The sequence below is a fragment of the Chryseobacterium sp. FG46 genome, from assembly GCF_057809135.1.
Map to the genome: position 1 here is coordinate 1 of NZ_JBMDJJ010000030.1, position 20,783 is coordinate 20,783.

General features: G+C 35.9%; 19 protein-coding genes and 3 pseudogenes. 9 read left to right on the forward strand and 13 right to left on the reverse strand.

Annotation, left to right across the window (positions count from 1 at the left end; genetic code table 11):
• Positions 1-712 (reverse strand): annotated as a pseudogene (locus ACODR7_RS18185) (hypothetical protein); the annotation flags it as partial.
• 347 nt (positions 713-1,059) lie between these two features.
• Here ACODR7_RS18185 and ACODR7_RS18190 point away from each other — a divergent pair.
• The 3 genes and pseudogenes from ACODR7_RS18190 to ACODR7_RS18200 form a co-directional block, all read left to right on the forward strand.
• Positions 1,060-1,167, forward strand: a pseudogene (locus tag ACODR7_RS18190) (FKBP-type peptidyl-prolyl cis-trans isomerase); the annotation flags it as partial.
• Positions 1,168-1,334: 167 nt separating this feature from the next.
• The gene (locus ACODR7_RS18195; RefSeq protein ID WP_488841269.1) at positions 1,335-1,910 is read left to right on the forward strand and encodes a hypothetical protein; all 576 of its coding nucleotides are present in this window, start codon (positions 1,335-1,337) and stop codon (positions 1,908-1,910) included.
• Positions 1,911-2,057: 147 nt separating this feature from the next.
• Entirely contained in the window at positions 2,058-2,180 is a 123-nt protein-coding gene (locus tag ACODR7_RS18200; protein WP_488841271.1) for a hypothetical protein, read from the forward strand.
• 273 nt (positions 2,181-2,453) lie between these two features.
• Here the strand turns inward: ACODR7_RS18200 and ACODR7_RS18205 are convergent, their stop codons facing one another.
• From ACODR7_RS18205 to ACODR7_RS18240, 8 genes are all read right to left on the reverse strand, one after another.
• Positions 2,454-2,684, reverse strand: a complete 231-nt coding sequence (locus ACODR7_RS18205; RefSeq protein ID WP_488841272.1) for a hypothetical protein — start codon at positions 2,682-2,684, stop codon at positions 2,454-2,456.
• Positions 2,685-3,701: 1,017 nt separating this feature from the next.
• The gene (locus ACODR7_RS18210) at positions 3,702-5,060 is read right to left on the reverse strand and encodes a M20/M25/M40 family metallo-hydrolase (protein ID WP_488841274.1); all 1,359 of its coding nucleotides are present in this window, start codon (positions 5,058-5,060) and stop codon (positions 3,702-3,704) included.
• Between the two features lie 138 nt (positions 5,061-5,198).
• A complete protein-coding gene (locus tag ACODR7_RS18215; protein WP_488841276.1) occupies positions 5,199-5,417 on the reverse strand; it encodes a hypothetical protein in 219 nt (72 codons plus the stop codon).
• A gap of 2 nt (positions 5,418-5,419) precedes the next feature.
• Entirely contained in the window at positions 5,420-6,823 is a 1,404-nt protein-coding gene (locus ACODR7_RS18220; protein WP_488841278.1) for a M28 family peptidase, read from the reverse strand.
• Between the two features lie 54 nt (positions 6,824-6,877).
• The gene (locus ACODR7_RS18225) at positions 6,878-8,122 is read right to left on the reverse strand and encodes a DUF1015 domain-containing protein (protein WP_488841280.1); all 1,245 of its coding nucleotides are present in this window, start codon (positions 8,120-8,122) and stop codon (positions 6,878-6,880) included.
• Between the two features lie 2 nt (positions 8,123-8,124).
• On the reverse strand, positions 8,125-9,090 hold the full coding sequence (locus tag ACODR7_RS18230; RefSeq protein WP_488841282.1) for a D-2-hydroxyacid dehydrogenase: 966 nt from the start codon (positions 9,088-9,090) through the stop codon (positions 8,125-8,127).
• Positions 9,091-9,199: 109 nt separating this feature from the next.
• Positions 9,200-10,264: a 3-phosphoserine/phosphohydroxythreonine transaminase gene (gene serC, locus ACODR7_RS18235; protein ID WP_488841284.1), complete on the reverse strand. Its 1,065-nt coding sequence runs from the start codon at positions 10,262-10,264 to the stop codon at positions 9,200-9,202.
• A 106-nt stretch (positions 10,265-10,370) separates the two neighbouring features.
• Positions 10,371-10,721, reverse strand: a complete 351-nt coding sequence (locus ACODR7_RS18240; RefSeq protein ID WP_076594473.1) for a 4Fe-4S binding protein — start codon at positions 10,719-10,721, stop codon at positions 10,371-10,373.
• 59 nt (positions 10,722-10,780) lie between these two features.
• On the opposite strand from ACODR7_RS18240, the gene ACODR7_RS18245 reads away from it, so the two are divergent.
• From ACODR7_RS18245 to ACODR7_RS18270, 6 genes and pseudogenes are all read left to right on the forward strand, one after another.
• On the forward strand, positions 10,781-11,815 hold the full coding sequence (locus ACODR7_RS18245; RefSeq protein ID WP_488841286.1) for an acyl-CoA reductase: 1,035 nt from the start codon (positions 10,781-10,783) through the stop codon (positions 11,813-11,815).
• A 46-nt stretch (positions 11,816-11,861) separates the two neighbouring features.
• Positions 11,862-12,299: a peptidylprolyl isomerase gene (locus tag ACODR7_RS18250; RefSeq protein WP_488841288.1), complete on the forward strand. Its 438-nt coding sequence runs from the start codon at positions 11,862-11,864 to the stop codon at positions 12,297-12,299.
• 34 nt (positions 12,300-12,333) lie between these two features.
• A complete protein-coding gene (locus ACODR7_RS18255; RefSeq protein ID WP_488841290.1) occupies positions 12,334-13,023 on the forward strand; it encodes a Bax inhibitor-1/YccA family protein in 690 nt (229 codons plus the stop codon).
• Positions 13,024-13,640: 617 nt separating this feature from the next.
• Entirely contained in the window at positions 13,641-15,101 is a 1,461-nt protein-coding gene (locus ACODR7_RS18260) for a hypothetical protein (RefSeq protein WP_488841292.1), read from the forward strand.
• A 12-nt stretch (positions 15,102-15,113) separates the two neighbouring features.
• Positions 15,114-15,590 (forward strand): hypothetical protein, encoded by a 477-nt coding sequence (locus tag ACODR7_RS18265; protein ID WP_488841294.1) that lies wholly within the window; start codon positions 15,114-15,116, stop codon positions 15,588-15,590.
• A gap of 170 nt (positions 15,591-15,760) precedes the next feature.
• Positions 15,761-15,872, forward strand: a pseudogene (locus ACODR7_RS18270) (permease); the annotation flags it as partial.
• A 506-nt stretch (positions 15,873-16,378) separates the two neighbouring features.
• On the opposite strand, the gene ACODR7_RS18275 reads toward ACODR7_RS18270, so the two are convergent.
• The 4 genes from ACODR7_RS18275 to ACODR7_RS18290 all read right to left on the reverse strand — a co-directional run bounded on the left by ACODR7_RS18275 (position 16,379) and on the right by ACODR7_RS18290 (position 20,770).
• The gene (locus ACODR7_RS18275; RefSeq protein WP_002980002.1) at positions 16,379-16,627 is read right to left on the reverse strand and encodes a DUF6952 family protein; all 249 of its coding nucleotides are present in this window, start codon (positions 16,625-16,627) and stop codon (positions 16,379-16,381) included.
• Positions 16,627-16,935: a thioredoxin family protein gene (locus ACODR7_RS18280; protein ID WP_034698499.1), complete on the reverse strand. Its 309-nt coding sequence runs from the start codon at positions 16,933-16,935 to the stop codon at positions 16,627-16,629. Before ACODR7_RS18280 ends, ACODR7_RS18275 begins: the two co-directional genes overlap by 1 nt.
• A 114-nt stretch (positions 16,936-17,049) precedes the next feature.
• Positions 17,050-17,682: a peroxiredoxin gene (locus tag ACODR7_RS18285; protein ID WP_002980000.1), complete on the reverse strand. Its 633-nt coding sequence runs from the start codon at positions 17,680-17,682 to the stop codon at positions 17,050-17,052.
• Positions 17,683-17,830: 148 nt separating this feature from the next.
• Positions 17,831-20,770 (reverse strand): M16 family metallopeptidase, encoded by a 2,940-nt coding sequence (locus tag ACODR7_RS18290; protein WP_488841298.1) that lies wholly within the window; start codon positions 20,768-20,770, stop codon positions 17,831-17,833.
• Between the last annotated feature and the right edge of the window lie 13 nt (positions 20,771-20,783).

A 20,783-nucleotide genomic window follows, 5' to 3' on the forward strand; every position in this document is an offset into this window, starting at 1 on the left:
TATTGGTCGTCAAATTAAAATCATTGGGAGTAACGGTTCCCATATAGGCAGCTCCACCCCCGATATAGGTTTTCAGATTAATCGAACCATTGGTGTGATTGATCCCAAAACTATTATCCGGTGTCTGCACAGTCAGTTTCGTATCCGGAGTAGTTGTTCCTACACCAAAAAGGTGATTTGCCGCATCAACAGAAACTGTATTTCCATCCACAGAAAAAGCATTAACCTTGTTGCCGGTAAATGTTAACGTATTTGATCCCTGTTTTACAGTCCTGTTTCCTGAAAGACTGCCATCTGCTGTATAAATATTAACGGGAGAGGTTTCAGCACCATCTGTAGTAGGTCTCCAGAATGAATTAGTGAAAACAAATTCCAATATTTTGCCATTAGGAACAGTTACTCCATTCAATGTAGCCCCGAATCCTCCTGTAGTATTGTTATAGACAATCAGGCGCTGGCCAGGGTTAGGTGCCGCAAATGCAGTAACGATTACTGTAGCTGTAGCTGCTCCGGTAAGCTGTATCTGACTTACATTGCTTGGGATGGTAACAGCATTACCACTCACCATTAAAACTGTTTCGCGGGTAGTGATTGCTCCATTGATATCCAGTGTTGTTCCTGGGTTTGCGGTATTGATACCGACATTACCTTTTTGTGCAAAGAGAGATAGGTTCACAAATAGTAAACCAACTAATAATTTTTTCGAAATCATCCTATTCTTTTTTAGTGTTTTATTTTATACCAGCTATGGGTAATTTTTAAGCCTGCGAATTTGCTAATATTTTTTAGTTTTTGATAAATTGTATATACTTCAAATGTACATCATTGGATGTATGTTGTATATATGTTGTAGCTAAAAGGGGTAGTTTTTTATTTAAACCTGTTTAAACTTTTTTAAAGAAAGAGTATCCAGAAAATTAGCAATTTTGGATTGCATTTAAAAGGACTAAAATCTGGAACTCATAAGCAAAGATAAAGTTGAAAAATGGATAATTTCTCATTTGAGCAGAGGAAAACGGGGGGGGTCGATAAGATTTGATTTAGGGAAAATCTTTCAACTCATTATTGATCCCGCCTGCAATGGTTTACGGGGAAAGAGGAGCAGGAGGAGTGATCCCGCCAAATTCCTGGTTAGTTTTCGATGTTCAGCTTGTAAAAGTGAAATAATTGAATCTTCATGATATTATCAAAAGCCGTCCGAAAGAATGGCTTTTTTATTGGTTTTAAATACATTCTGTAACGATTGGCGTACAGGTTACGACCCATTTACTATCTGGAAAGGCTAATTGTTTTTCTGATACAAATTAATCTTAAAACTTGTAACAATCAAAAAAATGAAAACCAAATTACTTCTGTTTCTCTTCGTTATGCTGTCGTTGATGACTTTTTCGCAGACTAAGGCTAATCCTGACGACCCAACGATAAAAAAGTCGCTTACTTATTTTGTTAACAGTATTCAATCTAAACAGATAGATCAGGCGGTAAGCTGTATATATCCCAAATTCTTCACCATAATTTCAAAAGAGCAGATGACGCAGATTTTAAATATGACTTACAATAATCCATTTATGAAAATTGAAGTACAGGATGTAAATTTTGGAAATATTGAAAAACCTGAACTCATTACCGGTGAATATTTTTCCATTACCCATTATTTTTTGAAACTGAAATGTAATGTCAGTTCATTAAACGATGAGATGAAAAAGAAAATGAACAGTGCTTTAACAGCCAAATATGGTACAAATAATGTGAAATATCTGGCCAATGAAGGTTCGTATCTCATCAACGCTACTATGAAAGCCTGTGCGGTTTCAAAAGATAAAAAGACATGGAAATTTGTGATTCTTGAAAAGGAATACAAAAAAGAACTGGTGAAGATCTTACCCAGGAAAATTCTGGATAAGTTCTAATGAATAAACAATAATTTTTACATTGAATAGTACCGTCCCGAAAAAGACGGTTTTTTATTCCCTCAAAATACCGTAGAAATACGGATTTCGGCAAGGCTTTATAACTTCTATCTTTATCATGCACTTAAAAGAACAAAATAAAAGAATATGTTTGACCTGAATTATGACCAGATAAAGAGTGAAATAGAATCTGAAGTTTGCAAGGAACACGGTATGCATCCGGAATTTGTAAAAACAGATGAAGGCTTTGGAATGAAAGCCCTCTGCTGACCTTTCAGAGAAGAGCCTGTTGAAAAAGGTTGAAGAAGAAATCAGAAATCAAGAAGATCCTTGAAGAAATAAGAAAGGATCTGTTTAAATAACAAGTTTTTACGATGTTAAGATAACTTTGTTATCGGAAGCTGCTCTGGAAGGAGTAGCTTTTTTTGTTAGGAATTACTGGATTGTTATTTATAATACAAAATGAGGCAAGGCTGTAAACAAAAACCGCCCCCAAAAAGGACGGTTTTCTCAGTAAAATAAATTGAAAAGTTATATGTTTTGTTATCTTTTCTTCATACGAGTTCCCGCTAAAGAACTGATGAATACAAGGCCAAACCCGATATAAGCGGCAAATGCCGTCAGGTATATAATTAAGCTGTTAAAGCTTGGTTTTAAGGCGTATACCAACACTGAAAATGCAGCAAAACTCAACACCAGCAATAGGCTCCATATATGCAATTTTGCAGCATCTTCATTTCTCTTAAAAATCATTTCAAAAAAGTCTCTCATCATTACTAACATTTTAAGGGTTATACATTAATTTATAGCATAAAGGCACACTCATCACGGTAAAAAGAATAAATTCCTTTACTGGGCTAAGGTTCACGATGACTTTGCCATTTATTTATATCATAACACCGGACTCAAAGTCCGGGATATTTTTGTTTTTTCGAATCAATAAAGATTCTTGGTTATTGTGATACCAGTTAGATACGGGGTGCAAAATTGCTGTGAAAAACTAACGGGGGTTAGCTAATCACGGACCCGTATCTTTTACGGCATCGTAGAAAAAAAAGGATTCATATAATAGATATGAACTTGAATCGGTGGAAAAACTGAAAATCCACAGAAAACCTTTTTTCTCATCCTTAGTGTTTTTTTAATTTTTTCTCACAAAATCAGATGCCAATATCATGCCAAAGTTCTGTTTTGGCGATTAACACTTTGTTTCACGGGATTGGTGAGATAAGTGGTGAAGGGTGTTTTCATCTGTTATTTCCTTAAACAAAGAAAAATTTTCTATTTTTAAGCTTGAATGATCTGAAGTGAAGAAAATATTACGGTGAGATTATATTTTTATGTAACTTAAAACATTCATAGAATAATGAAAAAATGAATTAGGAATATTTAAAAGATCATTTAATAGGTAACTACTGATTGTGAAATAATATCACGTAGATTTTGGAGTAATTTTTTTTGAAAGATCCCAGCTTTTTAAAGAAGTTAGTTCTATGTTTTGGTTAAAGCCGATGGTAGATTTCTATAAAGATAAACAGGCTTCCTTCGTGTAAGCTGAGGACTATAGTTTGTTCCTATTGAATTTGTGTTATTCGTGAAATCACAAGTGTATTTTGTGTTTAATTTTAAGAACCACAAATACACCAATATTTTTCCACAAATTTCACTAATGGAATAATGTGAAATTCATTGATTAAAAAATATACGTATACAGTAAAGCCCGTTCCTATTGAATTAAAGAGTCATATAATATTAGAATAAGAAAACCGCCTTTACAGACGGTTTCATATTTTACCAGTTTTTATCAATCATATAAATAATCTGGGTCAAAGCAGTGGCTCCCAGTAAAAGTTCTCTTCGGTTCACCTTTTCGAAAGTATCTTCTTCCGTGTGATGAATATCGAAATATCGCTGAGAATCCGGCATTAGCTCGGCTGCTGGAATTCCCATGTCGTGAAGCGGATAAAGATCTGTTCCTGAAAATCGCTCTTCAAAATTGTAAACTCCGTAGGGAAGGAATAAATTCGACCAGCTTTTGATCTGATTTCTTTTCGCATCATCCATATCCAGGGCAATTCCTCTCGGTGCAAAACCTCCGGCATCTGTTTCTATCGCAAAGAGATGTTTTTCGTTTTTCTCTTTTACGGTTTTTCCATATTGAATTCCGCCTTTTACTCCGTTTTCTTCATTGGCGAAGCAGACCACTCTGATGGTGTGGTTATTCTGAATGCCTAACTTTTTAAAGGTTCTTAATACTTCAATGCTTTGTACAATTCCGGCTCCGTCATCATGAGCACCTTCACCAACATCCCAGGAATCAAGATGTCCACCAACAACAATCACACTCTGATCCTTTTTACCCGTGATTTCCCCAATCACAGAATGGGATAGTTTTTCTCCTTTCATTCCACAGTTGGAGTTAAGTTTTGCCGTAACTTTCTGGCTTTTCAGTAAAGCCTCCAGTTCATCTGCGGTCGTACTTCCGATGGCTACCGCAGGTATTTTGGAAACCTTATCTTCGTAGCGCATTGCTCCGGTGTGAGGCACATCATCAAAAGCAGAAGACAGGGATCTCACGATGGCAAATTTACCCCCTTTTTTAGCGGTTAACGAAGCTGCTGTTGTTCTGTATTTTGCAGCATCACCATAGGCTTTAAAGGTCTCTACAAATGACTGGCTGAAAGGGTAGTTGAAGAACACAATTTTATCTTTCACTTTTTCAGCAGGAAGTCTGTCATATTCTTCCATAGATTTCACCATGATGATTTCTCCGGAAACATCTTTTCCGCCGGTTCCTTCAGAATTCCCAAGGGAAAGCATTTTAAGGCTTTTCCATTTTCCATTGGAGGTTTGAATGTTCAGAGATTCTTTTCCTCTTACCCAAACCGGAATCATGACTTCCTGAAGCCATACTTTATCAGCTCCGGCATCACGAAGTTTCTGTTCTGCCCATTTTACAGACTTTTCATAGGCCTCGGATCCGCTTAAACGGTGGCCTATATTTTTTGTAAGCTCTTTCAGCTCTGTATATCCTTTTCCGTTGTTCAGGATTTCTGTTGAAATTTTTCTGAACTGGACAGAATCTTCTTTAGACTGGCCAAAAGCAACCATTCCAAAAAGCAATAATGAAGTTCCTAGTATCTTTTTCATTGTTTACCAATTTTTATCAATCATATAAATAAGTTGTGTTATCACCGCAGAACCCAATAGTAATTCTCTTCGGTTGACTTTTTCAAAAGTATCCTGTTCTGTATGGTGACTGTCAAAATAGCAATCTTTTGATCTGGTTTATTTGAGGTTCATTCGTTTTCGTATACATTCCACTTGGAGAAAAACCTCCGGCATCAGATTCAAGGCGAAAATATGTTTCTCTTTCAGCTCATGGTAAGCTTTGCCGTTGTTCAGGATTTCTGTTGAGATTTTTCTGAACTGGATAGAATCTTCTTTAGTCTGGCCAAAAACAGCCATTCCGAAAAATAAGAATGCCGTTCCTGCTATCTTTTTCATTGTTACCAGTTTTTATCAACCATAAAAATCATCTGTGTGATGGCGATTGCTCCGAGAAGAAGCTCCCTTTTATTTACTTTGTCAAAAGTATCCTGTTCGGAGTGGTGATAATCAAAATATCTCTGTGTGTCCACGACAAGTTCTGCTAAAGGAATATCCAGTTTTTTTAAAGGTGAAATATCCTGAATGGCTTCTGTCTGGTCGAAATCATAAACCCCATAAGGAAGAAAATATTCTTTCCAGGGATACACCAGTCTTCTTCTCTGAGGCGACATGTCCAAAGAGAAACCTCGTGGAGAATATCCTCCCGCATCAGTTCCTAAGGCAAATACATGTTTTTCCTCTTTCTTTTTTACATAAGCAGCATACATCTCACGGCCTTGTCCTCCGTTTTCACTGTTGGCGTACAAAACGACACGGATAGTATGGTTGTTTTCATATCCAAGCGCTTTCAGTGTCCTTAATACTTCGATGCACTGCACAACTCCTGTTCCGTCATCCACTGCACCTTCACCAACGTCCCAAGAATCAAGCTGAGCACCTAAAACAATTACTTTAGAATCTTTTTTACCCTGAATTTCAGCAATGATATTGGGGTTGGTCGTATCACCTTTTGATTCGGCGGTCATGTTGATTTTGGCTGTAACTTTTTGCTTCTTTAATGTCTTCTCCAACTCATCTGCAGATCTTACTCCAATTGATAAAGCGGGAATTTTAACTTTATCATCAGGTTCGTAGTAAATCATCTTGGCATGGGGAGTATCATCATTGGCTGTTGTTAGTGATCTTATGATTAATGCTTTTGCACCTGTCTTAGCAATCACTGAAGCGGAAATTAGTTTTGATTTTGCGGTCTGTAAATAGGAATCACTTGTATTAATAATTTTCGGGTCCATAGGAACATTCACAAAAACTATTTTATCTTTTAACTGGCCTATTGACATGGCATTCAGCTCTGATGTGGAATTGATTAAAACGATTTCGCCCACTAGATCTTTTCCGCCTGTTCCTTCAGAATTTCCGAAAGAAAGCATTCTGATGTTTTTCCAATCTCCGTTTCCCGCCTTTATCTGTAAAGATTCTTTTCCTCTGATCCAGATTGGTGCTTTAGCTTCCTGTCTCCAGATCATATTAATCCCGATTTCTTTGAACTTTTTTTCGGCCCATTCTACGGCTTTTGCATATCCGGGAGTTGCACTGAAACGTGGACCTATGCCTTTGGTAAGTTCCCCGAGATTATCATAAGCAGTGCCGTGGGTCATAATTTCATCTGAAATTTTTCTGAATTCATCATGATAATTAAATCTGGCAATAGTCCCTTTTTTTGCCGGGCTTTTTTGTGGCTTTTTTTGAGAAAATAAAAATCCACTCAAAAAGAGTGGAAGTATAATGAATATTTTTTTCATTTATTATTTACTTATCTTTTCCGTTGATAAAAGTAGGGAAAAAATAGGAATTTATTAAGGTTTCATATCGTACATTAAAAGTGCTGTAATTAATTTTGGCTCAATAAATGTACATTTCGGAGGCATGCTTAATTTCAGGTCTGAAATTTTAATCATATCATTAAAACTTACAGGATAAATTCCGAAACCAATCTTACCTTCACCATTGTCTACTTTTTCTTTTAAAAGATTGATTCCATTAATGTTTGACGTTCCTTTTACGTAAGAGATGAGCTCAGAGCTGTCCGGATCTTCAATTTTCAGAATGTTTTTGAAAATATACTTATCTAAAAGATGGTGATCCAGATTATCCAGAGACATTTCTTTGGAACGAAGATCGTGCTTCACGTGAAGAGAATAGAACTTCCCATCCATATACATTGAAATATGGAATTTTTGAGAAGGGTAGTATGAGGCTTCTCCTTTTTCGTGAATCAGGAAATATTTCTCAAGTTCTTTCAGGAAATCTGCCGGAGAAATACCATTCAGATCATGTAAGATTCTGTTGTAATCATGAATCTTTATCGACTGGTTGGAAACAATGAAACTATATACAAAGTTGTAAAGCTCTGTACCATTATGTTTTTTGTTTTTCTCCTTATGATGTTTGGCGTTCATTGCTGTAGAACCGATTCTATGGTGTCCGTCAGCAATATAAAATGAATCAATCTGATCAATAACTTCTTTAAACTGCTGTAGCTTCAGACGATTGTCTATTCTCCAGATTTTATGTCTGATCCCCATAGAATCCACATGATTGAAGATAGGAACATTTTTTTCCTCATGGTTCATCAGCAATTCAATTTTTGAATTGGCAGGGTAGGTAAGAAGTACAGGTTCTGCCTGCAGGTTTACTTTTTCAAGGTAGTGAGCCAGTTTTTCCTTTTTCTGAGGGATGGTACTTTCATGTCTTTTGATTTTTCCATTCCAGAAATCTTCAATACTTGCCAACCCCAGAAGTCCTCTGAACATTTGTTTGTTGGGGTAGATCTGCTCATAAAGATAGTAAGACGAATTGTCCTGGACCAATTTCTTTTCTTCCAGAAGTTCTTCAAAGGTAGAACGGATCTTTCGAAGGTTTCGGTCAATATCTTTGGATTTACTTACAACATAAGGTTTAATCATATTGATGTAAGTATTTTCAACTTGAGCCTTCTCTGCGATCTCTTCCTGGGTGAAATTATCCAGTGGATGGGTAGGGAAAGTACTCTCAAAGTCTCTATGAGGTCTTATTCCACGGAAAGGTTTAAAAACAGGCATATTTATCTTATAGTTTCTTTTTGTAGCTTAATAATTTGTTCTGCAAGTTCGATACCGATTTTCTCTTGCGCATCCACTGTATTGCCTCCTACATGAGGTGAAAGTGATAATGCAGGGTTCATCAGCAGCGGTAGTTCAGGGTTCGGTTCATTTTCAAAAACATCCAATGCTGCTCCTGCTACTTTTCCTGACTCGATATAATCGATAAGGGTCACTTCATTGATGACACCTCCTCTTGCAGTATTTACAATATAGACGCCATCTTTCATTTTTTCAAACTGAGGGGTATCTATAATATACTCATTCGTTTTCGGCGTATTGATACTGATGAAATCCGCCTCTTTAAGGAATGCATCCATATCATTGGTGGAGGTGATTTCAAAGTTCACAGACTGCCCGTCGAAGAAGTTCAGCGTAAGAACTTCTGTTTTCGGGCTTCTTGTCAGAACGGTTACTTTCATTCCTAAAGCAATTCCTATTTTTACAACTTCCTGGCCAATACTTCCAAAGCCGATAACTCCTAATGTTTTTCCTGAAAGTTCATAGGCATTGCTGAATGACTTTTTCATGGCGTTGAAATGAGTTTCTCCCTCCAGAGGCATCAGTCTGTTGGATTCGTGAAGGAATCTCGCCAATGAAATAAAGTGCCCAAAAACCAGTTCTGCCACTGATTTTGAAGATGCTGTAGGGGTATTGATTACTTTGATACCTTTACTTTTAGCATATTCTACATCAATATTATCCATTCCGATACCGCCTCTTCCGATAATTTTAAGGCCGGGACATGCATCTATCAGATCCTGTCTTACTTTCGTTGCACTTCTTACCAGAAGAACATCCACATTATTATCGTTGATAAAATTAATAACGTGATCCTGAGCCACTCTATTGTCGAGAATTTCAATTCCTGCTTCTTTTAGAGTATTTTCTCCTGCTTTTGAAATTCCGTCGTTTGCTAAAACTTTCATGAGTATTTTATTGATGTTAGATTGAAGGTGTCAGAAGTTAGATTTTGAGGTCTGTTATCCGACATCTTTTGTCTGATATCCTTTTTATTTTTCGGTCGCCTAATATAAGCTATTTTATTGACTTCATTACATCCACCAAAACCTGTACGCTTTCGATAGGTAAAGCATTGTATAAACTAGCTCTGTATCCGCCCAGGCTTCTGTGTCCGTTTAATCCGCTGATCCCGGCTGCTTTCCATGCGTTGTCAAACTCCTCTTTCTTGCTTTCATCTGTAATTTTGAAAGAAACATTCATGAGCGAACGGTCTTCTTTTACGCAGAAAGTTTCGAAAAACGGGTTGCTGTCAATCTCGTTATATAAAAGTTGTGCTTTAGCTTCATTTCTTTGTTCCGCAGCAGCAATTCCTCCATTTCTTTCAAGATATTGAAGGGTAAGTAAAGAAGCATATACAGGGAATACCGGTGGAGTATTGTACATAGATTCTTTAGCAATGTGCTGGGAATAATCCAGAATAGAAAACATATTTTCTCTTCCTGTTTTACCAAGAATTTCTTTTTTGATAACTACCAGAGTAACTCCTGCAGGTCCCATGTTTTTTTGAGCACCGGCGTAGATCAGGTCAAACTTGGAAAAATCCAGCTGTCTTGAGAAAATATCAGAACTCATATCACATACCATCAGAGTATCCACTTCAGGGAAAGATTTCATTTGAGTTCCGTAGATGGTATTGTTGGAAGTACAGTGGAAATAATCGTATTCTGCACCTACCGTATAATTTTTAGGAATAAAAGAATAGTTTTCTTCTTTTGAAGAACCAACTACATCCACTGTTCCTACTTTTTTTGCTTCTTTAATAGCTCCGGCTGCCCATGTTCCTGTATCCAGGTAAGCTGCTTTTCCTCCTACTTTCATCAGGTTGTAAGGAACCATTGCAAACTGCAGGCTGGCACCACCTCCTAAATAAAGTACTTCATAATCATCACCAAGATTCATCAATCTTTTTACAATGGCACGCGCTTCGTCCATTACCGCAACGAAATCCTTACTTCTGTGAGAAATTTCAAGAAGAGACAATCCGATACCGTTAAAGTCAAGGATAGCCTGTGCTGATTTTTCAAATACCTCTTGTGGTAAAATACATGGTCCTGCGCTGAAGTTGTGCTTTTTGTTCATATTTTATTTTTTTTGATGCTTCAGGATTTTAAATTCCTTCTGCTTTATTTTGATTTATTGGATTTTGGGTCAAAAAAACCGCCTCACGGAAATGAGACGGAATTTTTTATTCGCCGTGTAAGAATGCTTTTTTATTAAGAAGAGCTTCTTCAGATTCTACGTGATCCTCATCAGGCACACAGCAGTCTACAGGACATACCGCTGCACACTGGGGTTCTTCGTGAAATCCTTTACATTCTGTACATTTATCTGTTACAATGAAGTATACATCATCACTTACGGGTTCCTGTGGTGAATTGGCGTCTACAGTAAGTCCGGACGGCAGAGTAATTGTACCTTGAAGAGCCGTACCGTCAGAAGCTTTCCAATCTACAGCTCCTTCATATATTGCATTGTTTGGGCATTCTGGTTCACAAGCCCCGCAGTTAATGCATTCATCAGTTATTTTAATAGCCATCGCTAATTTTTTTTAAATTTGCACAAAATTACAAAATTTTACCCAATTTTAAAGTAATTATGAATACCGAAAATCAAGTTTTAGGACTTATTAAATTAAGTGATTATATAAAAGCATTTTTAGCGAAGAAACCGGAAGATCACAATGAAGATGATTCTGATATTGAATTATTGTTGAAAAGATCAGAAATAGAGAATCCGTGGTTTACCATTGATAATCAGAAATTTGCTTTACAGCAATGGACAGATCTTCTCACTGAAGAAAACATTAAGAACTGGCTTGGAAATTATTCAATCTCAAAAATTTCAAAAAGAGTTGGACTTATTTTAGCCGGAAACATCCCTTTAGTAGGGTTTCATGATGTGATTTCGGTTGTTGTAAGCAATCATGTTCCTGTCATTAAGCTGTCTTCAAAAGACAAGTATATGATTCCGTTTTTATTAAAGAAGTGGAATGAGCTTTCCAATGGAAATGTAGCTTTTGAATTTGTTGAAAAATTGGAGAATTTTGATGCAGTTATTGCTACGGGAAGTAATAATACAGCGAGATATCTGGAATATTATTTCAAGAATCATTTAAGTATTATCCGTAAAAACAGAACTTCTGTTGCTGTACTGAAAGGTGACGAAACGAATGAAGAATTGCAGCTTCTGGCGAAAGATATTTTCCAGTATTTTGGATTAGGATGCAGAAATGTGACGAGAATTTTCATTCCGCAGGATTTTGTGATAGACAAATTGTTTGAAAATTTCTTAGGATACCAGGATATTATCAACCATAATAAATATGCCAACAATTATGATTATAACAGAGCGGTTTATCTTTTAAACCAGGATAAGTTCTGGGATAATAATTTTGTCATGCTGAAAGAGGATGATAAGCTGTTCAGCCCGCTTTCTGTCATCAATTTCAGCAGATATGAATCATTGGATGATGTGAAAAACTTTATTGCAGAAAATGAAGAAAATATTCAGTGTGTAGTGGCAAAAGAGGAATTGAAAATGAATGCTATTCCTTTTGGTGAAGCACAAAATCCGGGACTTGATACGTATGCAGATAACGTAGATACAATGAAATTTTTAGAACTGGTCTGATTTTCGTATCTTCCATCACTTATTTCACCAGAACAAAATGAATACTATGAAAAAATTATTGCTGGGACTTGCTCTTGTGGGCGGGCAGTTGATTTTTGCACAGAAAGTAGCCGGTGCAAAGGTTGAAAACGGACCCAAAAAAGAGCAGCAGGCTAGTATCAGTAAGGAAAATATCAGTTTGTATAATGATAACTTCCTTAAGTTTATTGATGCTTTACAGGCATCTGACCGAAAGACTATTGATGGGCTGCTTTCTGAGAAAGTGAAGGAAATTGTAACGGATAATGTTCTTAAAAAAGTTAAAGATGGCATTGATCCCAATAAAAAGCTTGAAATCTTAAAAGCAGGATATTATAAAACAATGGATGGAATCAATCATCCGAGTATTAAATATAAATATGCAGGAGAATCTTCTTTGAAAGAAGCTATTACGGCTGTTTTTGAGGATGATGGAAAAATATTGGGTATATTGCCTGCGAAATAAACTTATTTTCGATTAAATAAAAAAAATATTAACTATGATGACAGATGTTTTAGTCGCTCATTCTTCGGATGTGGAGAAAGCGAATTTTTACAAGAAGACGTATTTGCATGTTGCTTTATCGATTCTTGCATTTATTGGAGTTGAAACCATATTATTAAAAACTGTTCCGGTAGAACTTATTGCGATGATGTTTGGTCAGAGATATATCTGGCTGCTGATTATCGGAGTTTTCTGGTTAGCTTCTGTATTGGCTTCCAAATGGTCTCTTTCACAAAGTAAATCCACTCAGTACATGGGATTAGGATTTTATATCTTGCTGGAAGCGATTATCTTTATGCCTCTGCTTTTCATTGCAACGAATATGACGGGTGGTACCAACGTAATATTTCAGGCTGCTACTTTAACGATTGCGATGTTTGCAGGTATTTCTGCAGTGGCATTCACTTCTAAAAGAGATTTTTCTTTTTTAAGGAATATCATTGTAATCGGTGGGTTTATTTCTATCGGACTGATTGTAGGAGGGATGATCTTCGGTTTTAACCTTGGATTGTGGTTCTCTGTTGGAATGGTGATTTTAGCTTCAGCTACTATTTTATATCAGACAAGTAAATTGAAAGATTCGTATGGAACGAACCAATATGTAGGAGCGGCATTACAGCTTTTTGCTTCCATTATGCTTTTATTCTGGTATATTCTAAGTATTCTGATGAGCAGAAGAAACTGATACAACAGATTTATTGAAAAATAAAAGAGGTTAATTTTTAACCTCTTTTTATTTTATATTGAAAGAGTTTTGTCTCTACTTATCTTTAGTAACTCATCGTCAGTTTTTCAGTGTCTGCTGTAAATTTTATCCTATAAACTTTAAGTTGTATAAGAGATTCCCTATTTTATGAATAATTGATTTTTTTTAGTCATAATCCAAATTTATTTAACATACTTTTGGTATAATTACCCAATAGTATATCCTGTAAACTTTTAATACCCAATATACACTAAGTAAAAAACAGCTATATTCTATAGTTGGTTAATATCAAAAACTCACAAAAAAATATATGTAATTCTACTTTCTTAAAAAAAAACTGCTTTAGAAGTACGGTGGATACTAAATACAGATGATAATAAAAAAATATTTATCACCACCAAATTACTCATTTTCAACAGGTACCTGAAATAAACGATATAGAATAATATACCACAGGATTATCAAATTTTTTCTACCCTGTTTGTGTTAATTATTTCACATAAATGGGTGTTAATAAAAATTCAAATTGAATTATCATCTTGTAAACACACAGAGGTAAGCTTTGTTTTACTTTTGGTGCTTAAATAACACACAATATGGTAAAAAAATTATTGCGGATTCCCCTGTTATTGGGAATATTGCTTTTACTGCTTAACAGCTGCAGAATTGATGATCCTGTGAGTGAACAACAAAGTACATCAAAGGAAAAAATCGCAGCTTTTGAAAGATTTGAAAAGGCAAACAACTCTAATCAATCTGTTCCGGGATCAGCTGAAAAAAAGTCCTACATTAGCTATGCTGAGCCTTTTGCTCACATTATCTCCAGCTTTCTGAAAAAGAATCCCGAATATGAAGAAAAACTTCATGAAAAAATCGGTACAATTCGATTAGATGTCTCCTCTCAGACCTTTGGGGAAAAGGCAAAGATTGTCGTTTTTCCGGTCACTGAGAATAACTCAAACAAAGTGATTGGTTCCTGGGTTGGAAGAGTGAACCCTGAGAGAACCTGGGTAGATTTCGTATACCTTCACGGAGGTTCTGAAGACAGTAAGGTATTTATCAATACTTTCCAGCAATATTACAATGGAAAAAATAAAAAGGGCAATACCAATACGGCTGCAGAATATGGAGATCCGTATCATCAGGAAATTCCCGAAGTGACCATTATAAAAATGAATCCGTGGGGACATAACGGAGGTGATGGCGGTGTAGATGACTGGGCCAGGTTTATGGATGAGCATCCTTATGAATATGATTACTTACATGATATGAATGGCGATTCTACCCGACACGATGATGGAGGGACCTATAATCCCGCTGATCCCTATTCAGATCATGATCCCTGTAGTAAAGCAAAGTCTGTGAGTAGCTTGATGAACGGAATAATGGTGGAAAAGTATGTAAAAATGAATGTAACGGACAAAATGGATCAATACAAATCTGCAGCCACTGAATATAGTATAAGTATAGGAAGAGATAATAATAACTTTTATACCTATTCAGATCTGAAACAAGGTAAGGTAGGAGAAACGAGCATACCTCCTCCACCTGGTGATTATATTGCCAATGCCCATACCCATCCGGAAAGCGGAGCAGCTCCGCCTTCTGTAGCGGATCTCTATTCTACATTAAACGTTAATTCTTATTCCCCTTATTATATGGGAAGTTATATTTTTGCCAATAATGGAGATGTCTATGTACTGGCAATTAATGATAGAGAAGCGGCTAAAGATTTCTTACAAAAATATTCGATGGCTGATAATATAGATCCGGGAAAAGCAGAGTTTAATGATAAAAATGATATTGGACAAGATTATAATGATATTAGAATATGTTTTTCTTCGGGAAGATGTAATAGCGGAAATAATTCTGATCAAAATGCAGGAATGGAGGCTGGGCTAGCCTATGTTTTGGAAAAATACAACACAGGAATAAGTTTGCTTAAAGGAGATAAAGATGGGAATTTTAAGGGGATTACCACTCAACAAGGAAAAGTACCCGATGCTGTGACCAATGAGCCAAAAGATGGCTATATTTCAAAACCATGTAATAATTAAAAAATAATCAAAATGAAAAATAAAACTTTAAGTCTGTTTCTGCTATTTTATTTATTCTCATGTAATGCTCAGAAAACAGAATATGAAAATTTTTACGCAAATACGGTTGCAAAACTTAATCCTGAAATTAATAAAAAGGGAATTTTTTATGGCAAACCCCTGTCTGTATTTTTAGATAGTTTAAAAAAAAATAATATTAATATAATTGAGGGATACAATGGAGACGCCTTTAATAATAATGTATTAAAGCTATATTTAAATGATTGGGAAACCAATCATAATGCTAGAAAAAATAAGCAAGCTGTACCAAACATAGTTATTACTTTCAAACAATTCTTTGATGGAAAACAGTCTGAAAAATTAACCCATGATTATAGAGGAAGTTGGAATGAAAATACAATTAACTTTTATAAAGATATGATTGTCAAAGAAATTAATTTCAATCATGTATCTGGTGTTAATATAGTCAATGGAGTACCATCAAAATGAAAGCAAATATTTTAAATATTTATTAGTAATTGTAAGTTTTTCCTGCTCTGCCCAAAAGGTATTGGAAAAAGGTAATTTTTATAATAAAATAAAAGATACTGATGGTGTAGTTCGGGTAAAAATTGACAAGGTAGCCTATGAAAATTTTTATAATCAAACCAGTAAGCTGAAAAGACTCTTATGCTACCAATCAGTATGTAGGAAGCAGCTTTGCAGCTTTTTGCTTCTATTATGTTTTTATTCTGGTATATTCTTAGCGTATTGATGACCAGAAGAAACTAATAGATAGGCCATATCTTTTAAAATATAGTCCCGATGATTTTTCATCGGGATTTTTTTTAATTTAAATACAAAGTTCACAAATATTTTTTACGAATAACACGAATTGAATACTATCAATAGGAATGGGCTTTAGCTCGTATTATATTGTATGGATGCCTTTCAACGGTTTTAGCTGAAACTAATAAGTATCCCGCAGATTCCACAGGTTGACACGGATGATTGCGTGTATTTATTGGTGAAATTTGTGAAAAATATTTGTGCTATTCGTGTTGTAAACCGTAAACCCAAAAAATCCTGATGAAAATATCACCGGGATTTTAATTGGTTATTCTTTTGAAATTTTCATACAACTTCCAGCTTCATGTGACTGGTTAAGGTCCTTTGAAGTACATTTTACAGTTGAAATAAAGATTCTAAAGAATAGAAAAAGTATAGTAATGAGGAAAACCTCAGGTATTGTATATTGTGTTTTTTATCATCTATTGATTAGGAACAATCGCAGGATGTTATTTGTCGATTGATCCTAAAACCTTTTGTGCAAATGAGTTCAAAGCATCTTTCTCGCTCATTCCGTTCTGTACGTTGGCGTGAACTTCCAAAGCTCCGCAGATGTTGGTAATCAACTCTCCTGCAACATTCAGATCTTCTTCACTTGTTCCTCTGAACTCGCAGAAACTTTCCAGTACTTCTAATGTTTTTTCAAGGTTTTCAGGAGTCTGATTCTGATAAAACTGTCTGATTACGGGTAATTTCATTATGCTAATTCGTTAAAAAGGTTAATTAAACTTTCTGCCTGGTTAGATTGAACCTGGTTCACCAGTTCTCCGTTTTTAAAGATGGCGAAAGTAGGCAAGTTGTCTACTTTTGCTAATTTTCTGCTTTCAGGAAGCTTTTCAGCATCTACATACAAAAATGGAATAGAATCATTTTCAGATGCTAATTTTTTGAATTTCGGCTTCATTATTCTGCAGTTTCCGCACCATGTTGCGCCATATTGAACAACTACTTTTTCGTTGTCATTAACTATATTCTGTAATGTATCTTCGGTTAATTCTGTGTACATGATTGTAATTTGAAAATTTATTAATTTGAAAGTGTGCCAATGTTTTGTAAAGAAGAAAATGAGATAATTTTTGATAATTCTCCAATTATCTCATTTTCAAATTAACACATTATATTAGTTCTTAGCTAAGTATTCTGCTGTAGAAGTTCTGTCAGCTTTCATTGCTTCTTTTCCTTCTTCCCAGTTTGCAGGGCATACTTCACCATGTTTCTGTACGTGAGTGTAAGCGTCGATTAATCTTAAGAATTCTTTTACGTTTCTTCCCAGAGGCATATCGTTTACCGCTTCGTGGAAGATTTTTCCAGTTTCGTCGATAAGGTAAGTTGCTCTGTAAGTTACATTAGAACCTGTGAAAACTTCGTTTCCATCCTCATCATATTCGAAATCCTGATCAACAATTCCTAACGTATTAGCCAATTGTCTGTGAGTATCAGCTAAAAGTGGGTAAGTTACTCCTTCAATTCCTCCGTTATCTTTTGGTGTGTTCAACCAAGCGAAGTGTACTTCGTTAGTATCACAAGATGCACCGATTACTTTAGTGTTTCTTTTTTCGAATTCACCTAAAGCCTCCTGAAAAGCGTGAAGCTCTGTAGGACATACGAAAGTGAAATCTTTAGGGTACCAGAATAAAAGAACTTTTTGCTGGTTGTTTACTGCTTCATCAAGGATGTTGATTCTTAAATCGTCACCCATCTCAGACATTGCGTCAATTGTTAAGTTTGGGAATTTTTTTCCTACTAAAGACATAATTTTTCTGTTTTTATATTTAAATTTCTTATGCAAATATACGAAAGATTCATCTATCGAACAAACTGAAATCGATAAATAAAATCTATAATTGTTTTTGGTATACTGTTAAATAAAAAAGCCCTGATATCAGGGCTTTTTGTTTATTTTAATAACCAAATATTTCAGTTAAATTAAGTTTTTTTACTTCACCTAATTTCTTCATATCAGCCTCGTTCACTTTGTCTTGGGAAGCGACAATACAATATGTGTAATTCTTATTCTTCATTTCCTTGTCGTGGAAAGAATTGATGTCTGTAAAAGACAGTTTTGGTGCCTGTTCATAGACATTTTTTCTCATATCAAAGTTGTTTCCAAGCTTTTGAGATTTCAGATAAGAGAAGATAATTCCGTCTTGTGTGATTCTTTCAGAAGCAATAGATTTTTTCAATCCGCTTTTCGCGGTTTCAAATAACTGCTCAGATTTCGGAAGGGTAGTTAAAAGCTCATTCATGGCCGTTGTAGACTCATTGAACTTGTCCGCCTGTGTTCCTACATAAGCCATAACCATATCTTTATCTATTTTCTTGCTTGGAAGCGCAAAATAAGAATAGGTAGAGTAGGCCAGTGCCTTAGATTCTCTGATCGTCTGGAAAACAATAGAGCCCATTCCGCCCCCGAAATAGTTGTTGAATAAACTTACCGTTGGAGTTGTGGAAGGATTATACTGGTCAGAATTTCTTACCCAGAAAACCTCTGCCTGTACCATGTCATAATGAGCAAATAATACTTTGTTCTTATCAGTTGGAATCTGAGCGAAAGTTTTAGACTTAGGGAGATCTTTTAAACTTGCAGGAAGTTTGTGGACAGGTTTCAAAGATGCTACCACTTCATTTCCTGATTTTGGTCCGTAATACAATACTTTATGCTTGAAATTAAAAAGATCATGAAGAACATTGATCAGATCTTCTGCTTTTAAAGCATCAAGTTCAGCATCGCTCAGTACATTGTTGAAAGGATTCTGTGCACCATATTGAGCGTAGCTTCTCAATCCGGCCATAATGGTTCCTTTATTTTGTTTAGCGTTGGCTCTGGCCTTCTTCAGCCTTGTTTTGTAAGCATCCAGAGCTCCCTGGTCTGCCTGACAGTTTTTAATCAGATCTTCAAATAAAGCAATTGTTTTATCGAAGTTTTCATTTAAGCCTTCCAGAGATACATACGTTTCTTCATTTCCGGCTCCTACATTGAAACTTGAAGCAAGTTTGTAAAATTCTTTACTGATTACCTCGGAAGATTTGTCTTTCGTTCCTAAGTACTGAAGATATTCAGCTGCCAATGGAAGAATTTTGTTGTTCCATTTTCCGGAATCAAAGTGGTAATACATTCTGAACAAAGCGTTGTCTGTATTTTTTACAGAAAGTACATCCACATCTGCTAATTTATTTTTGGCAATGTCTTTATCATAATTCAGCCATACCGGAGCGATAGGGTTTTCAGGCATCTCGTCAATCTTCTTAAGGAAAGGAGACTGGTCTTCTCTGTTAACAGAAACCGGAGTAATCGTTGGTTTATCAACTTTTACAATGCTCTTGTCTTCTCCTTTTCTTTTGTAAACAGCAACATAGTTATTGTTCTGAAGATATTTGGATACGAAATCCATGATATCTTTTTTCGTCAGTTTTGAAATCTCATCCACATATTCAAGCGATGCTTTGTGATCAACATCCGAAGTAAATTCATCCATCAGAATACTTGCTCTTGACGAATATTTTTCATCTTTCTGAATAATACTTTTCTTTTCGTTGTTGACAATAGATTGAATCAGATCATCAGAAAACTCTCCATTTCTTAACTTATCCACTTCCTGAAGAAGAAGATTCTTTACTTCATCCAGAGACTGTCCTTCGGTTGGTTTTCCTTGTAAGAGTAAAACGGAATAATCTTTTAACGCATAAGATCCGGCGTAAGCACCCAGTAATTTCTGTTTTTTTACCAGATCAAGATCAATTAATCCTGCTTGTCCGTTGGTAAGCATATTTCCGACAAGATTCAGCATTCTTGCATCTTTTGTGGAGGCTCCCGGAAATCTGAACCCAAGCATTACGTTTTCAGGATTCGGTCCCACCACTTCTTTTACAATCGGAGCAGTGATAGGTTTTTCCTGTCCCACTTTATATTCAGGAATGGCTTTAGGCTTCATATAAGAGAAAGCCTTATCAATCTTTGCAATTACTTCATCCGGATTAAAATCTCCGGACATAATGATTCCCATGTTATTAGGGACATAATAATTGTTATAATATTCTCTGATAGCGTGTAGAGAAGGGTTTTTCAGATGCTCAATGGTTCCGATGGTGGTTTGCTTACCATAATTGTTGTTAGGGAAAAGATTGGCAAACATGGTATCGAAAACCTTATCTCCGTCATCATCAAGTGATCTGTTTTTTTCTTCATATACTGCCTCAAGTTCCGTGTGGAAGAGCCTTAAAACCGGTTCTCTGAATCTTTCAGCCTGTACAGCAAGGAATTTGTCAAGAACATTTGCTGGCACATCTTCCGTGTACACTGTCTGTTCAAAAGAAGTGAAGGCGTTAGTTCCATCAGCTCCCATCCCGGCCATCATTTTATCGTATTCATTTGCGATTGCAAATTTTGCTGCCTCTCCGGAAACCTTGTCAATTTCTTTGTAGATTTCTTTTCTTTTAGCCTCATCCTTGGTCTGATTGTACTTTTCGTAAAGAGCATCAATCTGATCTAACAGAGGCTTCTCTTTTGCCCAGTCTTTAGATCCGAACTGGTTTGTTCCTTTGAAAAGCATATGCTCCAGATAATGGGCAAGACCAGTATGATCTGCAGGATCGGTTTTGCTTCCGGCTTTTGTGGCAATATACGTTTGGATTCTCGGATCTTTATTTGTAGGACTTAAAATGACCGTTAGTCCGTTTTTCAAAGTATAGTACCTTGCAGAAGTAGGGTCATTGGTTACGTATTTGTACTTGTAGCCATTGGAAGTAGCTTCTTTCCACTGAAAATCCTGGCCAAAAGCATATCCTGCAAAACTTGCAGCGGCAATACTTGTAACAATGGTTAGTTTTTTTAACAGATTCATTGCTGTCGTGTTT

Coding starts and splice junctions, on each gene's coding strand:
- ACODR7_RS18225 (WP_488841280.1), bottom strand. CDS start 8,122: ATGCCTGTTTTTAAACCTTTCCGTGGAATAAGACCTCATAGAGACTTT.
- serC (WP_488841284.1), bottom strand. CDS start 10,264: ATGAACAAAAAGCACAACTTCAGCGCAGGACCATGTATTTTACCACAA.
- ACODR7_RS18255 (WP_488841290.1), top strand. CDS start 12,334: ATGATGACAGATGTTTTAGTCGCTCATTCTTCGGATGTGGAGAAAGCG.
- ACODR7_RS18245 (WP_488841286.1), top strand. CDS start 10,781: ATGAATACCGAAAATCAAGTTTTAGGACTTATTAAATTAAGTGATTAT.
- ACODR7_RS18215 (WP_488841276.1), bottom strand. CDS start 5,417: ATGAAAAAGATAGCAGGAACGGCATTCTTATTTTTCGGAATGGCTGTT.
- ACODR7_RS18195 (WP_488841269.1), top strand. CDS start 1,335: ATGAAAACCAAATTACTTCTGTTTCTCTTCGTTATGCTGTCGTTGATG.
- ACODR7_RS18260 (WP_488841292.1), top strand. CDS start 13,641: ATGGTAAAAAAATTATTGCGGATTCCCCTGTTATTGGGAATATTGCTT.
- ACODR7_RS18265 (WP_488841294.1), top strand. CDS start 15,114: ATGAAAAATAAAACTTTAAGTCTGTTTCTGCTATTTTATTTATTCTCA.
- ACODR7_RS18205 (WP_488841272.1), bottom strand. CDS start 2,684: ATGATGAGAGACTTTTTTGAAATGATTTTTAAGAGAAATGAAGATGCT.
- ACODR7_RS18210 (WP_488841274.1), bottom strand. CDS start 5,060: ATGAAAAAGATACTAGGAACTTCATTATTGCTTTTTGGAATGGTTGCT.
- ACODR7_RS18290 (WP_488841298.1), bottom strand. CDS start 20,770: ATGAATCTGTTAAAAAAACTAACCATTGTTACAAGTATTGCCGCTGCA.
- ACODR7_RS18250 (WP_488841288.1), top strand. CDS start 11,862: ATGAAAAAATTATTGCTGGGACTTGCTCTTGTGGGCGGGCAGTTGATT.
- ACODR7_RS18220 (WP_488841278.1), bottom strand. CDS start 6,823: ATGAAAAAAATATTCATTATACTTCCACTCTTTTTGAGTGGATTTTTA.
- ACODR7_RS18275 (WP_002980002.1), bottom strand. CDS start 16,627: ATGAAATTACCCGTAATCAGACAGTTTTATCAGAATCAGACTCCTGAA.
- ACODR7_RS18285 (WP_002980000.1), bottom strand. CDS start 17,682: ATGTCTTTAGTAGGAAAAAAATTCCCAAACTTAACAATTGACGCAATG.
- ACODR7_RS18240 (WP_076594473.1), bottom strand. CDS start 10,721: ATGGCTATTAAAATAACTGATGAATGCATTAACTGCGGGGCTTGTGAA.
- ACODR7_RS18230 (WP_488841282.1), bottom strand. CDS start 9,090: ATGAAAGTTTTAGCAAACGACGGAATTTCAAAAGCAGGAGAAAATACT.
- ACODR7_RS18200 (WP_488841271.1), top strand. CDS start 2,058: ATGTTTGACCTGAATTATGACCAGATAAAGAGTGAAATAGAATCTGAA.
- ACODR7_RS18280 (WP_034698499.1), bottom strand. CDS start 16,935: ATGTACACAGAATTAACCGAAGATACATTACAGAATATAGTTAATGAC.